This is a genomic window from Streptomyces sp. NPDC054961, from assembly GCF_053609145.1.
Genome location: NZ_JBSGWY010000034.1, coordinates 54,593 through 68,186, shown reverse-complemented (window position 1 = coordinate 68,186; position 13,594 = coordinate 54,593). Strand labels below are relative to the sequence as shown.

General features: G+C 71.4%; 12 protein-coding genes. 11 read left to right on the top strand and 1 reads right to left on the bottom strand.

The window, feature by feature from the left end; genetic code table 11:
• Positions 1-89: 89 nt before the first annotated feature.
• The 5 genes from ACWF9Z_RS26775 to ACWF9Z_RS26755 all read left to right on the top strand — a co-directional run bounded on the left by ACWF9Z_RS26775 (position 90) and on the right by ACWF9Z_RS26755 (position 5,444).
• A complete protein-coding gene (locus tag ACWF9Z_RS26775) occupies positions 90-803 on the top strand; it encodes a 4'-phosphopantetheinyl transferase family protein (protein WP_453605940.1) in 714 nt (237 codons plus the stop codon).
• A 3-nt stretch (positions 804-806) separates the two neighbouring features.
• Positions 807-2,390 (top strand): acyl-CoA carboxylase subunit beta, encoded by a 1,584-nt coding sequence (locus ACWF9Z_RS26770; protein WP_453605938.1) that lies wholly within the window; start codon positions 807-809, stop codon positions 2,388-2,390.
• A gap of 56 nt (positions 2,391-2,446) precedes the next feature.
• The gene (locus ACWF9Z_RS26765) at positions 2,447-2,647 is read left to right on the top strand and encodes an acyl-CoA carboxylase subunit epsilon (RefSeq protein WP_453605936.1); all 201 of its coding nucleotides are present in this window, start codon (positions 2,447-2,449) and stop codon (positions 2,645-2,647) included.
• A 403-nt stretch (positions 2,648-3,050) separates the two neighbouring features.
• Positions 3,051-4,463 carry a sulfatase family protein gene (locus tag ACWF9Z_RS26760; protein ID WP_453605935.1) on the top strand — a complete coding sequence of 471 codons (1,413 nt, stop codon included), beginning with the start codon at positions 3,051-3,053 and terminating at the stop codon, positions 4,461-4,463.
• An 81-nt stretch (positions 4,464-4,544) separates the two neighbouring features.
• Positions 4,545-5,444, top strand: coding sequence for a formylglycine-generating enzyme family protein (locus ACWF9Z_RS26755; protein ID WP_453605933.1), 900 nt, complete (start codon positions 4,545-4,547; stop codon positions 5,442-5,444).
• 36 nt (positions 5,445-5,480) lie between these two features.
• On the opposite strand, the gene ACWF9Z_RS26750 is transcribed toward ACWF9Z_RS26755, so the two are convergent.
• Complete coding sequence (locus tag ACWF9Z_RS26750) at positions 5,481-7,721, bottom strand: sulfatase-like hydrolase/transferase (RefSeq protein ID WP_453605932.1); 2,241 nt, start codon at positions 7,719-7,721, stop codon at positions 5,481-5,483.
• Positions 7,722-8,108: 387 nt separating this feature from the next.
• On the opposite strand from ACWF9Z_RS26750, the gene ACWF9Z_RS26745 reads away from it, so the two are divergent.
• The 6 genes from ACWF9Z_RS26745 (at position 8,109) to ACWF9Z_RS26720 (ending at position 13,587) form a co-directional block, all read left to right on the top strand.
• Complete coding sequence (locus tag ACWF9Z_RS26745; protein ID WP_453605930.1) at positions 8,109-8,657, top strand: rhodanese-like domain-containing protein; 549 nt, start codon at positions 8,109-8,111, stop codon at positions 8,655-8,657.
• Between the two features lie 82 nt (positions 8,658-8,739).
• Complete coding sequence (locus tag ACWF9Z_RS26740; RefSeq protein ID WP_453605929.1) at positions 8,740-9,735, top strand: amino acid ABC transporter permease; 996 nt, start codon at positions 8,740-8,742, stop codon at positions 9,733-9,735.
• On the top strand, positions 9,732-10,517 hold the full coding sequence (locus tag ACWF9Z_RS26735) for an amino acid ABC transporter ATP-binding protein (protein WP_453605927.1): 786 nt from the start codon (positions 9,732-9,734) through the stop codon (positions 10,515-10,517). Before ACWF9Z_RS26740 ends, ACWF9Z_RS26735 begins: the two co-directional genes overlap by 4 nt.
• Before the next feature lie 52 nt (positions 10,518-10,569).
• A complete protein-coding gene (locus ACWF9Z_RS26730; protein WP_453605926.1) occupies positions 10,570-11,595 on the top strand; it encodes an ABC transporter substrate-binding protein in 1,026 nt (341 codons plus the stop codon).
• 7 nt (positions 11,596-11,602) lie between these two features.
• Complete coding sequence (locus tag ACWF9Z_RS26725; RefSeq protein WP_453605925.1) at positions 11,603-12,313, top strand: GNAT family N-acetyltransferase; 711 nt, start codon at positions 11,603-11,605, stop codon at positions 12,311-12,313.
• A gap of 128 nt (positions 12,314-12,441) precedes the next feature.
• Positions 12,442-13,587, top strand: coding sequence for an LLM class flavin-dependent oxidoreductase (locus ACWF9Z_RS26720; RefSeq protein WP_453605923.1), 1,146 nt, complete (start codon positions 12,442-12,444; stop codon positions 13,585-13,587).
• Positions 13,588-13,594: the final 7 nt, after the last annotated feature.

The following is a 13,594-nucleotide window of genomic DNA, read 5'->3' as shown; positions in this document are numbered from 1 at the left end:
TTCGGCCACCGCCGCGAGTGGCGCCGCCGCCCCACCGCGCCCGGTGGCCCGGTACGCATCCTGCCCAGCACCCCCAGACCGGAGGAATCGTGATCGAGGAACTGCTCCCCGCGGCCGTCGTGGCCCGGGAGACCTTCGGCGACCTGCCCGACTCCCTGCTCTACGAGGAGGAGCGTGTCCTGGTCGCCGACTCGGTGGACCAGCGTCGACGGGAATTCGCGACCGTACGCGGGTGCGCCCGTCAGGCGCTGGAGAGTCTCGGGGTCCCGTCGGCGCCGATCTTGCCGGGGCCGCGAGGCGCACCGGGCTGGCCGGACGGGATCGTCGGCAGCATGACCCACTGCGCCGGTTACCGCGCTGCCGCGGTCGCCCGCTCCGCGGACGTCGCTTCGATCGGCATCGACGCGGAACCCAATGAGCCCATGGCCATGCCCGGCATGGTCGCCCTGGTCACCCTGCCCGAGGAACGGCGCTGGATCTCCTCACTGACTCGCCTGTGCCCCGAAGTGTCCTGGGACCGGCTGGTGTTCAGCGCCAAGGAGAGCGTTTACAAGCTCTGGTACCCCCTCACCGGCCTCTTCCTGGATTTCGATGATGCCGTGATCAGCGTCGACCCCAACGCAGGCACGTTCTCCGCGCGCTTGCTGGTGCCCGGCCTCACGGTGAACGGCGAGCCGGTGAACCGGCTCGGCGGCAGATGGGCGACAGCCCGCGGCCTGCTGATCACTGTGATCACCCTGCCGGCCGTTCGTGCGACGACCGCCGACACCAACGCTGCACACGTTCTAGCGAGGAGTACGTGACACATGGCTGTTCTTGATCGCATCCCCCACGCTCCGGCCGATGCGCGTGGCCGGGTGGCCGAGCTGCACTCCCTGCGCGAGCAGGTCCGTCGCGGACCGAGCGAGAAGGCGACCGAGGCGCAGCACGCCAAGGGCAAGCTGACGGCGCGTGAGCGGATCGAACTGCTGCTGGACGAGGGTTCGTTCCACGAGGTGGAGCCGCTGCGCAGGCACCGCGCGACTGGTTTCGGCCTGGAGGCGAAGAGGCCGCACACCGATGGTGTGATCGTCGGCTGGGGCACCGTGCACGGCCGGACCGTCTTCACCTACGCGCACGACTTCCGGATCTTCGGCGGTGCGCTGGGCGAGGCCCATGGGCAGAAGATCCACAAGATCATGGACATGGCCATCGCGGCCGGTGCCCCGCTGGTCTCCCTGAACGACGGGGCCGGTGCCCGGATCCAGGAGGGTGTCACCGCTCTCGCCGGCTACGGCGGCATCTTCCAGCGCAACACCAGGGCCTCGGGCGTGATCCCGCAGATCAGCGTGATGCTCGGCCCGTGCGCGGGCGGTGCGGCGTACTCCCCGGCGCTGACCGACTTCATCTTCATGGTCCGCGGGAGCTCGCAGATGTTCATCACCGGCCCGGACGTGGTCGGCGCGGTGACCGGCGAGAAGATCAGCCAGAACGGTCTCGGCGGTGCCGACGTCCACTCGGGCGTCTCGGGCGTGTCGCACTTCGCCTACGACGACGAGCAGTCCTGCATCGAAGAGGTCCGCTACCTGCTCTCGCTGCTCCCGCAGAACAACCGCGAGACGCCCCCGGCGCAGCCCAATGACGACCCCGTCGAGCGGCGCAACGAGTCCCTGCTCGACCTGGTGCCGGCCGACGGCAACCGCCCGTACGACATGCGCAAGGTGATCGAGGAGATCGTCGACCACCACGAGTACCTCGAGATCCACGAGCGTTGGGCCACCAACGTGCTGTGCGTGCTGGCCCGGATCGACGGCCACGTCACCGGCATCGTCGCCAACCAGCCGCAGTCGCTGGCCGGCGTGCTGGACATCAACGCGAGCGACAAGGCCGCGCGCTTCGTCCAGATGTGCGATGCGTTCAACATCCCGCTGGTGACGATGGTCGACGTCCCCGGCTTCCTGCCGGGCGTCGACCAGGAACACGACGGCATCATCCGGCACGGCGCCAAGCTGCTGTACGCGTACTGCAACGCCACCGTGCCGCGCATCCAGTTGATCCTGCGCAAGGCGTACGGCGGCGCGTACATCGTGATGGACTCCCGCTCCATCGGCGCCGACCTGTCGTTCGCCTGGCCCACCAACGAGATCGCCGTGATGGGCGCTGAGGGCGCCGCCAACGTCATCTTCCGCCGCGACATCAACGGGGCCGAGGACCCGGAGGCGATGCGGGCACAGAAGATCGAGGAGTACAAGAGCGAGCTGATGCACCCGTACTACGCGGCCGAGCGCGGCCTCGTGGACGACGTCATCGGCCCCGCCGAGACCCGCGCCGTACTGGCATCCGCGCTCGCCATGCTCCGCACCAAGCATGCCGACCTGCCCAGCCGCAAGCATGGCAACCCGCCCATGTGACACGTGCTCAGGTCGTCCGGAACCACGCAGACTTCAGCTCGGGGGGAACAAAGGCCATGAGCGATTCTCTTGTCCGTATCGTCCGCGGCTCGCTGAACGACGAGGAGCTGGCCGCCCTCACCGCCGTCCTGACCGCCCGCTCCGCCGCCCAGCAGGCCGCGGCCGCCGCCCCGGGCGTCGAACCGATCGCCCGGTGGCAGCGCCTGGAGCGCCGCCCGGCCTACTGTTCCCCTGTCAGCTGGCAGGAGGCCACGTAATACCCCAGCGGCGGTTCGCCGTGGTCGCTGTGGGCTCGGGCCCTTGACCAGCCGCCCTACGCTTCGTGAACGGTGCCGGTCGCACCGGCCCGCCGCCGGCGTGGCACGGCCCGTTTCCCATTTCATATGCCGTACATGGAAACGCGGTTCCGGTTCACCTAGTGTCATCGCCATGGCAGCAGGAATCCTCACTGCGCGCCGCCACGTCGACCACGGGCGCCTGGCGAGCGCCCTGTGTACGGTCGCCCCGGCGCGCTGAACGCGCCCTTCTCTCCCACGGGATCCCCACCTGGCGCCCCCGCCTGACTCCCGTCTCTTTCCCTTCCGCACCGCAGTGGGCGGCTTCCGGCCGCCAGCCCTGCCGTGCCTCCATGCGCCGACGCACCCAGGAGGAATGGACATCATGAGCGAGAACAGTGAGAACAGACGATCTCCGGTGAGCCGCCGCGGCTTTCTCGGCGGCGCCGCCGCCGTGGCGGCCGCCACCGCCGTACCCGCCCTCGCGCAGGTCGCCGGAGCCGGCCCCGCCGCTGCCGCCGGCCGCCCGAACATCCTGCTGATCGTCACCGACGACCAGCCCAAGCACACCGAGTGGGCCCTGCCCAAGACCGTCGCCTGGCTCGCCGACCAGGGCGTGAAGTTCACCAACGGCCACGTCACCACCCCGCTGTGCGCGCCGTCCCGGTCCAGCGTCTTCTCGGGCCGCCACGCCCACAACCACGGAGTCCGCAACAACGGCGCCTCCCACGCCCTCGACCAGAGCACCACCGTGCAGAAGTACCTCAAGCAGGCGGGCTACCGCACCGGCCTGTTCGGGAAGTACCTCAACTCCTGGACCCTGGCGGACAACCCGCCGCACTTCGAGGAGTTCGCCCTCCTCCAGCCCGGCTACGTCGACGCCCAGTGGAACGTCAACGGCACCGTCCAGACGATCAACGGCTACACCACGAACATCATCAAGAACCGCACGCTGGGCTTCCTCGACAAGGCCGCCACCGACACCCGGCCCTGGTTCGCCTACGTCACCCCGTACGCCTCGCACGGCCCGCGCACCCCCGAGGCGAAGTACGCGGGCACCCCCGTACCGGACTGGAACGGCCGTCCCTCGGTACCCGAGGCCGACCGCAGCGACAAGCCCGGCTACATCAAGAACGCCACCGGCACCCTGGCCGACGGCCAGGCCATCCGCGCCGAGCAGCTGCGCACGCTGCTCTCCGTCGATGACGCGGTGCAGGCCTTCAAGGACAAGCTCCAGGCCCTGGGCCAGCTCGACAACACCCTCGTCATCTACATCGGCGACAACGGCTTCAGCTGGGGCGACCACGGCTGGACCGCCAAGTCGGTGCCGTACCGCCCCGCGCACGAGGTGCCGTTCTACCTCTCCTGGCCGGCAGGCGGCCGAGGGGCGGGGACCACGGACAACCGGATCGTCGCGAACATCGACATCGCGCCGACCATCCTCGACGCGGCGGGCATCACGTCCGCCGCACCCCAGGACGGCCGCTCCCTGCTCTCCTCCTACAGCCGCGACCACCTGCTGGTGGAGTGGTGGAAGCAGGGCGCCGGCGCCGGCGGGGCACCGACCTGGTCCTCGTACGTGGCCAAGGACAAGCAGTACACCGAGTACTACGACCTGACCACCGACGCGAACGGCACCGTGTCCGGTACCGGCCAGGTGAAGTTCCGCGAGTACTACGACCTGGCGGGCGACCCGTACCAGCTGGCCAACAAGCTCTACCAGGCCACCCCTGCCGAGGAGCAGGCCCTCGGCATCCCCGCCTTGGCCGCCCAGCTCGCCGCCGACCGCGCGGCCTGACCCGTACACCCGCACCGCCGGCCGGGCGCCCGTACCGCGAGGCACGGGCGCCCGGCCGCCCACCGTCCCGACGGAGCCGTCATGCCCGCATGCTGCACCCCCGGCCACGCCCACGCCCCGACGCTCACCCTCGCCCCACCGCCTCCCGCACCACCGCTCTCCCGCGTGGCCCGGCAGCTGCTCAGCCTGCCCGGCGGCAGCTTCCTCATGGGCACGGACGACCCGGAGGGCTTCCCCGGGGACGCCGAGGGGCCGGTCCGCGAGGTGGCCGTGGAGTCCTTCCGCATCGCGGCCACGGCCGTGACCAATGCCCAGTTCGCCACCTTCGTCAAGGCCACCGGTCACACCACCGAGGCCGAGCGCTTCGGTTTTTCCTTCACCTTCGGGGCGTTCCTCGCCGAGGAGGTCGCGGCGGTCTCCCCGCCCGTGGAGGCCGTCCCGTGGTGGCGGGCGGTGGAAGGGGCCAGCTGGCGCCACCCCGAAGGCCCCGGCTCGCACGTCACCGACCGGCAGAACCACCCGGTCGTCCACGTGTCCTGGCGCGACGCCCAGGCCTACTGCGCCTGGTCCGGGACCCGCCTGCCCACCGAGGCCGAGTGGGAGTACGCGGCACGCGGCGGCCTGGAGCAGTGCCGTTACCCGTGGGGAGACGAGCTCATGCCCGACGGCCGCCGCATGTGCAACATCTGGCAGGGCGACTTCCCGGTGCTCAACACCGCCGCCGACGGCCATGCGGGCACCGCCCCGGTGAAGTCCTTCCGGCCCAACGGCTTCGGGCTCTACAACACCGTCGGCAATGTCTGGGAGTGGTGCGCGGACTGGTTCACACCGGGCGAGGAGACCGCACGGGCGATGCGCGGCGGTTCGTACTTGTGCCACGACTCCTACTGCAACCGATACCGGGTGGCCGCGCGCAGCTCCAACACGCCCGACAGTTCGACCGGCAACATCGGATTCCGGGTGGCCGCCCACCCCGCGTAAACCGGTCCGACGGTCCCGGCATGTGGGCTGGAAGATTCACTCCACCGCGACGTGGGCCAGCGCCCAGGAGGTGTGGTCGAAGGACGTGCGGTTGTTGGCGTCCTCGACCACGAGGCGCAGGACACGTACCCCGCGGACGTCCAGGTCGATGCGGACAGGGCCGGTGGCCGCGGTGAGCGTGGGGGTGGTCAGCAGCAGGCGGTCGTCGCCGTAGACCTTGGCGCGGGTCGCACCGGCGCTGCTCTGCTTGGCGGAGAAGTCGTCGATGCCGACCAGAGAGGTGAACCGGACGGCAGTGGCGCCGAGGTGGTAGGCGATGTCGCTGGGCGCGTGGACGCCCAGGCCCTTGGCGTACGTCGTACCGCCGAAGGAGATCAGCGGGCCGTCGCCGGCGGCGTTCTTGCCGTTGGAGGTGTCGCGTTCCACCGGCCCCCAGCCGTTGGTGGCGCTGATCCAGGTGAGGTCGGAGAGGTACGAGTCGCGGACGGGAGCCGCCGGCGGGGTCGGGACGGTCCCCGCTGCCGGGTAGCGGACCGGCCCGGACGGAGTGTCGGCGGTGCCTTCCGCGGTGAGCGCCCACGCGGTCGCCGGGGTGGCGTTCGCTGGCGGGGTCACCTGCCAGGAGGTGGTGAGGCGACCGCCCGCGGCGAGCTGGTCCGCCGTGGCCGGGGAGGCGGGGACCACGGTCCAGCCGCCGGGGGCGCGCAGGGCGAGCGCGGCGTTGGTCCAGGGCCGTGCGGAGCCGTTGTCCAGCGTGGCGGTCACGGTGAACGCCTCACCGGGGACGGCCAGCCCGGGCAAGGTCAGCTGGGCGCCGAAGGGGTTGCGGGGATAGGTGTCCTGCCAGGAGGAGCGCATCAGCGCCACGAGTTCGCCGGCCTTGGCCGACTGCTTGTCGATGACGTTACGGGTCTCGCCGGGATCGGTGGCCAGGTCGTACAGCTCCACCTGCCACTTGTCGTCGGGGAGGTTGTGGTCCCGCTCGGGGGCGAAGCGCACGGCCTTCCAGTTGTCCCGGCGGACCGCCTCGGCCAGCCACGTGGCACGCTTGTCGTCCTGCGCGTTGGCCCGGCTGGTGACGCCCCACTCGTCGCGGAACCAGTACAGGTGTCCGTGGCGGGCCGAGTCGGCGCTGCCGGCGAGCAGGGGAGCGGCGGACAGACCGTCCACGTCGGTGGGGGAGGGGGCGCCGCCGAGCTCGGCCAGGGTGGGGAGCACGTCGGTCAGCGGGGTCGGACGGTCGCTGGTGCCCGGCCTGACGCGGCCGGGGCCCCAGGCGATGAGCGGGATCCGTACGCCGCCCTCGTAGAGATTGCGCTTGTAGCCGCGCAGCGGGCCGTTCGCGTCGAACAGGTCGGGGTTGACCCCGCCCTCCTCGTGGGGGCCGTTGTCACTGGTGACGAGCACAACGGTGTCCTGCTCCAGCCCACGGGCGCGCAGCCGGTCGACCACCTTGCCGACGAGTGCGTCGAAGTAGCTGACCTGGGCCGCGTGCCCCTTGCTCGCGGCCGTCCAGCCGCGGTCGGCGTACGCGCTGGTGTCGGGTACGTCGCTGGGTGCGTGCGGGACGTTCGGGGTGAGCAGCAGGAGAAACGGCTCGTCCGCGTGGGCGTCGATGAACTCCAGGGCGTGCTGCTCCAGCAGGTCCGGGGCGTACACGGCCTTGACACCGCCGGCGTTGGCGGCGATGGGTTCCTTGGCGTCGTTGTGCCACAGGTACTCGGGGTAGTACTCGTGGGCGTGGCCGTGGGTGATGTAGCCGTAGAACTCCTCGAACCCGCGGTCGGCCGGATGGCTCTCCTGGCCGGCCGTCTCCGGTCCGAAGCCCCACTTGCCGATCACAGCGGTCCGGTAGCCGCGGGCCCGGAGCACCTGGGCGAACGTGATGTCGGCGGCGGTGAGCGAACCCTGGCCTCCGGACGAAGGGTTGGCACGCACGGTGGAGTGGCCGGTGTGCAGTCCGGTCAGCAGGGAGCAGCGGGAGGGTGCGCACACGGCGGCGGTGGAGTACGCGTCGGTGAAGCGCAGTCCCTCGGCCGCGAGCTGGTCCAGGCGGGGAGTGGTGATCAGCTTCTGTCCGTAGGTGCCGAGTTCGCCGTAGCCGAGGTCGTCCGCAAGGACGACGACGAGGTTCGGCGGCCTGCTGACCGGGCCGTCCCCCGTCTCCGGGACCGCCACCGAGGCCGCCGCCTGCTCCGACCCGGCAACGGTGGCAGCGACGGTGGTCAAACCGAGCACGGCGGACGAACCGGCCAGGAAGGTACGGCGGCTGGACATGAGTGGCTGCTCCTCGATGGCGGCTGCGGGTGGTCAGCCGATCATGGTCGGCGAACCAAACCTGTTCCATGCACAGGGCATGAAGAACATGTGTCGGCGCCCTGCGCCGCGGAGCCGCTTCCTTCGCCCGCCGCTGGCGCACCCGTCGTCGAGCCGGACACCCGCCACCGTCCCCATGCCCTGCTGGTATCCCACGGCATCGACGATGAACGCCCCATGGAGACATCCGGGCGAGCCCCGGTTGTTGCCGCTGCATGGCGACCTCATGGCAGTCGTGCGGCCTCCCGTCCGGGCGGCCCGGAAGTGCCTAACATCCCCGGCACGGCCTGGGCCCCGTGGACCTCGTAGGCCGTGCCCGTTCCGACTCAGCCAAGGACCAGTTCCGCCATGAGCGTTTCCCCCACCCTCAGCGTCGGCGAAGCGAAGGCCCGCCTGCCCCAGCTGACCGTCGTTGACGTCCGGACCCCCGGCGAATTCACCTCCGGTCATCTGCCGGACTCCGTCAACGTCCCCCTCGACCGGATCGAGCGGAGTCTGCCCGAGCTCCGGCAGGCCGCCGGGAGGGGCGCCCTGTTGCTGGTGTGCGCCTCCGGAGCCCGCTCCGGGAAGGCCGCTGCGGCCCTCGCCGCGCACGGGGTCCCCGCCGCCAGCCTCACCGGCGGCACCAGCGCCTGGACGGCCGCCGGCCACGGCCTCCTTTCCCCGGACGGCCCGGCCCGGGCCGTGTGGGGGATGGAACGCCAGGTCCGCTTCACCGCGGGCGCCGTCGTGCTGCTCGGCCTGCTCCTCGGGCTGTTCGTGCACCCGGTCTTCCAGCTGCTGTCCGCGGCCATCGCCGCGGGCTTGGTGTTCTCCGCGCTCACCGACACCTGCGGTATGGCGGTGGTCCTCGGCCGACTGCCGTTCAACCGCCGCGGCAGTGAGGCCCGCCCGTGACCATTCCGGCGAAGGCATTGTGTGTCCCGCCCGTGAATTCCCCGGTACGGCCGGCCGGATACCCGTTCCCGGAATTCCGAATATGACCGAGCCTGCGGGAGTGTCCATGACCGAATCGATTCTCCTGACCGCGCAGTCCGGCCCTTCCGGACGGTCCGGTCCGCCCGCTCCGGCAGAGCGGGTGCTGCCGCTGCGGCGGCCCGGGCGGTGGGCCGCCACCGTCGTCGTGCTGGTGCTGGCCTCCCAGGCCGCGCACGGGCTGCTGACCAACCCCTTCTACCAGTGGGACCGGTTCGCGTACTGGGTCACCCGGCCGGTGATCCTGGACGGTCTGCTCGTCACACTGCAGGTGGCCGCGTACAGCGCGGTCCTGGGGCTGCTGGGCGGCATCCTGCTGGCCCTCGGCAGGCTGTCGGCCAGCCCGGTACTGCGGACGGTGAGCTGGACGTACATCTGGCTGCTGCGCTCCGTGCCGATGATCGTCGTCCTGCTCTTCCTCTACAACCTCAGCGCCCTGTACCCCACGCTGAGCCTCGGGGTGCCCTTCGGTCCGGCCCTCGTCACCTTCGACGAGTCGAAGCTGGCGACCGACATGGCCGTGGCGGTCGTGGGACTGAGCCTTATCGAAGCGGCGTACGCCGCCGAGGTGGTCCGGGCCGGGCTGCTCTCCGTGGACCAGGGCCAGCACGAGGCCGCCGCCGCGCTCGGACTGCCCCAGCGCTACCAGTTCGCCCGGATCGTGTTCCCGCAGGCCCTGCGCTCCATCGTGCCCAGCTACGTCAACCAGCTGATCGGGCTCGTCAAGGCCACCTCGCTGGTGTTCTACGTGTCACTGCTGGACCTGTTCGGCTCGGTGCAGAGCCTGGGCGCCACCTACCCCGGGGACGTGGTGCCGCTGCTGCTGGTCGCCACCGCCTGGTACGTGGCCTTGACCAGCGTCGTGTCCGTCGTGCAGTTCTACGTCGAGCGGTACTACGCGCGCGGGGCACTGCGGACCATGCCGCCCACCCCCCTGCAGCGGGCCCGCGCGGGCCTGCGCGAGCTGCGGGCACGCTTCCGGAAGGAGACCGCGCGATGACCACCACCGCCACGACGGGCCCGCCCGCCGCCATCGAGGTGCACGACGTGCACAAGTGGTACGGCGACCGGCGGGTCCTGGACGGGGTGAGCCTGAACGTCCCGCCGGGCACGGTCACCGCGGTGATCGGCCGCTCCGGCTCCGGCAAGTCGACCCTGCTGCGGGTCGTCAACCACTTGGAGAAGCCCGAGGCCGGTCAGGTCAGCGTGGGCGGCGAGCTGGTCGGCGTACGGCGGCACGGGACACGGCTCAAGGAGCTGAGCGAACGCGCGATCCTCGCCCAGCGCGGGCGGATCGGCTTCGTCTTCCAGAACTTCAACCTCTTCCCCCACCTCACCGTGCTCGACAACGTGGCCGCGGCGCCGGTGGCGACCGGACGGCTGTCCAAGCCGGAGGCCCGGGCGCTCGCCCGTGAGCTGCTGGAACGGGTCGGTCTCGGCAGCCGGGCCGACGCCTACCCGCGGCAGCTTTCGGGAGGGCAGCAGCAGCGGGTGGCCATCGCCCGCGCGCTCGCGCTGCGGCCCGGCGTCATCCTCTTCGACGAGCCGACCTCCGCGCTCGACCCGGAACTGGTCGGCGAGGTGCTGGCCGTCATCAAGGACCTGGCGAGCGGCGGGACCACCCTCCTGATCGTCACGCACGAGATCGGCTTCGCCCGCGAAGTGGCCGACGAGATCGTCTTCCTGGACGACGGCCGGATCGTCGAGCAGGGCCCGCCCGAGCAGGTCCTGGACCACCCGGTCCACCCCCGGACCCGGGAGTACCTGAGCAGAGTGCTCTGACCGCGTACCCCCCCCGTACCCCCTGTCCCGCGAGTCGAAGGAACGTCACCCCATGCACCACCTGAAGCCATTCCGCAGAGCCCTCGCCACCGCGGCCGCCGCCGCGACCCTCGTCACCGGGCTCACCGCCTGCGGCGGCAAGAGCGCAGCCACCGGAGCCGGCGGGACCGGTGCCCCGGCGGGCACGGCGACGGTCACCGTCGGCGCCCTGTCCAACGGCGCCGCGCAGCAGACCGACCTCACCGTCCCGGTGGAGGAATCCCTCCGGGCGAAACTGCCCGAGGCCGTCCGTGAACGGGGTGAACTGGTCATCGGGGTGGGCGCGCTGCCCGCCGGGTTCCCGCCGCTGGCGTACGTCGGCACCGACCAGAAGACCCTGACCGGCGCGGAGCCGGACCTCGGACGGCTGGTGGCCGCAACGCTCGGGCTGAAGCCGGTGGTGAAGAACTCCACCTGGGAGAACCTGTTCGTCGGCATCGACAGCGGCAAGGTCGACGTGGGCTTCACCAACGTCACCGTCACCGAGGAGCGGAAGAAGAAGTACGAGTTCGCCTCGTACCGGCAGGACAACCTGGCCTTCGAGGTGCTGAAGGACAACCCCTGGAACTTCGGGGGTGACTACCGCAACCTCGCGGGCAAGACGGTCGCGGTCGCCCGGGGCACCAACCAGGAGAAGATCCTCCTGGAGTGGCAGGCGAGACTGCGGTCCGAGGGCAAGGACATCGACGTCAAGTACTTCCCGGACAGCAGCAGCACCTACCTGGCGCTCAGCGGCAAGAAGATCGACATCACCTTCGTGCCGAACCCGTCCAGCGCGTACCACATCACCCAGACGGCCAACAGCGGCACGCCGACCCGGAACGCGGGACAGTTCTCCGGCGCGGGGGAGACCCTCCAGGGGCTGATCGCGGCGACCGCCAAGAAGGACAGCGGGCTGGCCGAGCCCGTCGCGGCCACGATCAACCACCTGATCCAGAACGGCCAGTACGCGAAGCTGCTCGCGGCCTGGAACCTGTCCGAAGAGGCCGTGAAGACCTCCGAGGTCAACCCGCCCGGCCTGCCCCTGACCAACTCCTGAGCCACCGATGCCACCCCACATCCTGGACAATCCCGCCTGGGCCTCGCTCTGCGGCCCGCACGCCCCGTTCGCCGTGCCGGCCCCGGACGGCGGCGGCCGCGCCGCCCGCTACCGCGACGACGTCTCCCCCTTCGCCGCCCTCGCCGACCCCGGCGACCTCCGCTCCTGGCACGATTTGCAGGCCATGACCGGTCCCGGTGAGGTCGTCGGGCTCACCGGCCTGCTGGACCCGCCCGAGGGCTGGGAGACCGTGGGCTCGGTCCAGGGCGTACAACTGGTCGACACCGGACTGCGCGCCGAACCGGCGCCCGAGGCGGTGCGGCTCGGTCCGGCCGACGTACCGGAGATGCTCGGCCTCGTCGCCCTCACCCAGCCGGGCCCGTTCCTGCCCCGGACCGTGGAACTGGGCCGGTACCTCGGGATCCGCCACGAGGGCCGGCTGATCGCGATGGCAGGGGAGCGGCTCCGGCCACCCGGCTGGACGGAGATCAGCGCGGTGTGCACCCACCCCGGCCACCGGGGCCGGGGGCTGGCGACCCGGCTGGTGCGCGCGGTGGCCGCCGGCATACGGGAACGCGGGGAGGTGCCGTTCCTGCACACCGGGGCGTCCAACACCGCGGCGATCCGGCTGTACGAGTCGATCGGCTTCACGCCGCGGAGGCGGCCGCTGTTCCTCGCGGTCCGGACGCCGGGCAACAATGCTGCCAAATTCCCTTAATACTGCGGTCATTGTGCCGCCGTTCCGTACGACGTAGCGTTTTTTCGGGGCGGTCCGGAAGATTTCCCGGACCCCTTTCCCCACTGCCCCTTCTTTTCCTTTCTTCATCACGGCCGATCAGAAAGGCGTTGTTCAACGTGTCCGAACTGCACCTCGCCGTCGCGCTCGACGGCGCCGGCTGGCACCCGGCTGCCTGGCGGGAGCCGGGCGCCCGGCCCGCTGAACTGTTCACGGCCCGGTACTGGGCCGACGTCGTCGCCGAGGCGGAGGCCGGGCTGCTGGACTTCGTCACCTTCGAGGACGGCCTGGCCCTCCAGTCGTCCGCGGCGGCGGAACCCGACGCGCGCACGGACCGGGTGCGCGGGCGGCTGGACGCGGTGCTGACCGCCGCCCGGATCGCGCCGCTGACCCGGCACGTCGGTCTGGTCCCGAGCGTGACGGCCACGCACACCGAGCCCTTCCACATCTCGAAGGCGATCGCCACGCTCGACTACGTCAGCCGGGGCCGGGCGGGCCTGCACGTACAGACCTCCGGACTGCCGTACGAGGCACGGCACTTCGGGCGCCGCGAGTTCCCCGCGCCGGTGGGCGAGCTGGCTGAGGAGGCCGCCGACCACGTGGAGGTGGTGCGCCGGCTGTGGGACAGCTGGGAGGACGACGCGGAGATCCGGGACGTGGCCACCGGCCGGTTCGTCGACCGCGACAAGCTGCACTACATCAACTTCGAGGGACCGCACTTCAGCGTCCGGGGGCCGTCCATCACCCCGCGTCCGCCGCAGGGCCAGCCCCTGGTCACGGCCCCGGCCGGCGCGACAGCCCCCCGGACCGGTCTGGTCGACCTCGTGTACGTCACCCCGCGCGACCTGGACGAGGCACGGGCCGCGGCCGCCGTGCTGCCCCCGCCGCCCGGCCCCCGGCACGTCTTCGCCGACCTCACCGTGTTCCTGGACGAGGACGGCCCGGCGGCCGCCGCCCGCCGCGACCGGCTCGACCGGGTCGCGGGCGCCCCGGCCCCCACCGACGCCGCCACGTTCAGCGGGACCCCCGCCGAGCTCGCGGACCTGCTTCAGGAGTGGCGGGAGACGGGCCTGACCGGTTTCCGGCTGCGTCCCGGCGTCATCGCCCACGACCTGCCCGCCATCACCCGCCGACTGGTGCCCGAGCTCCAGCGGCGCGGCGTGTTCCGCAGAGAGTACGAGGCATCCTCGCTGCGCGGGCTGCTGGGTCTGGAACACCCCGCCAACCGCAACGCCGCCGCAGCCCTCACGGCCTGACCTCGGA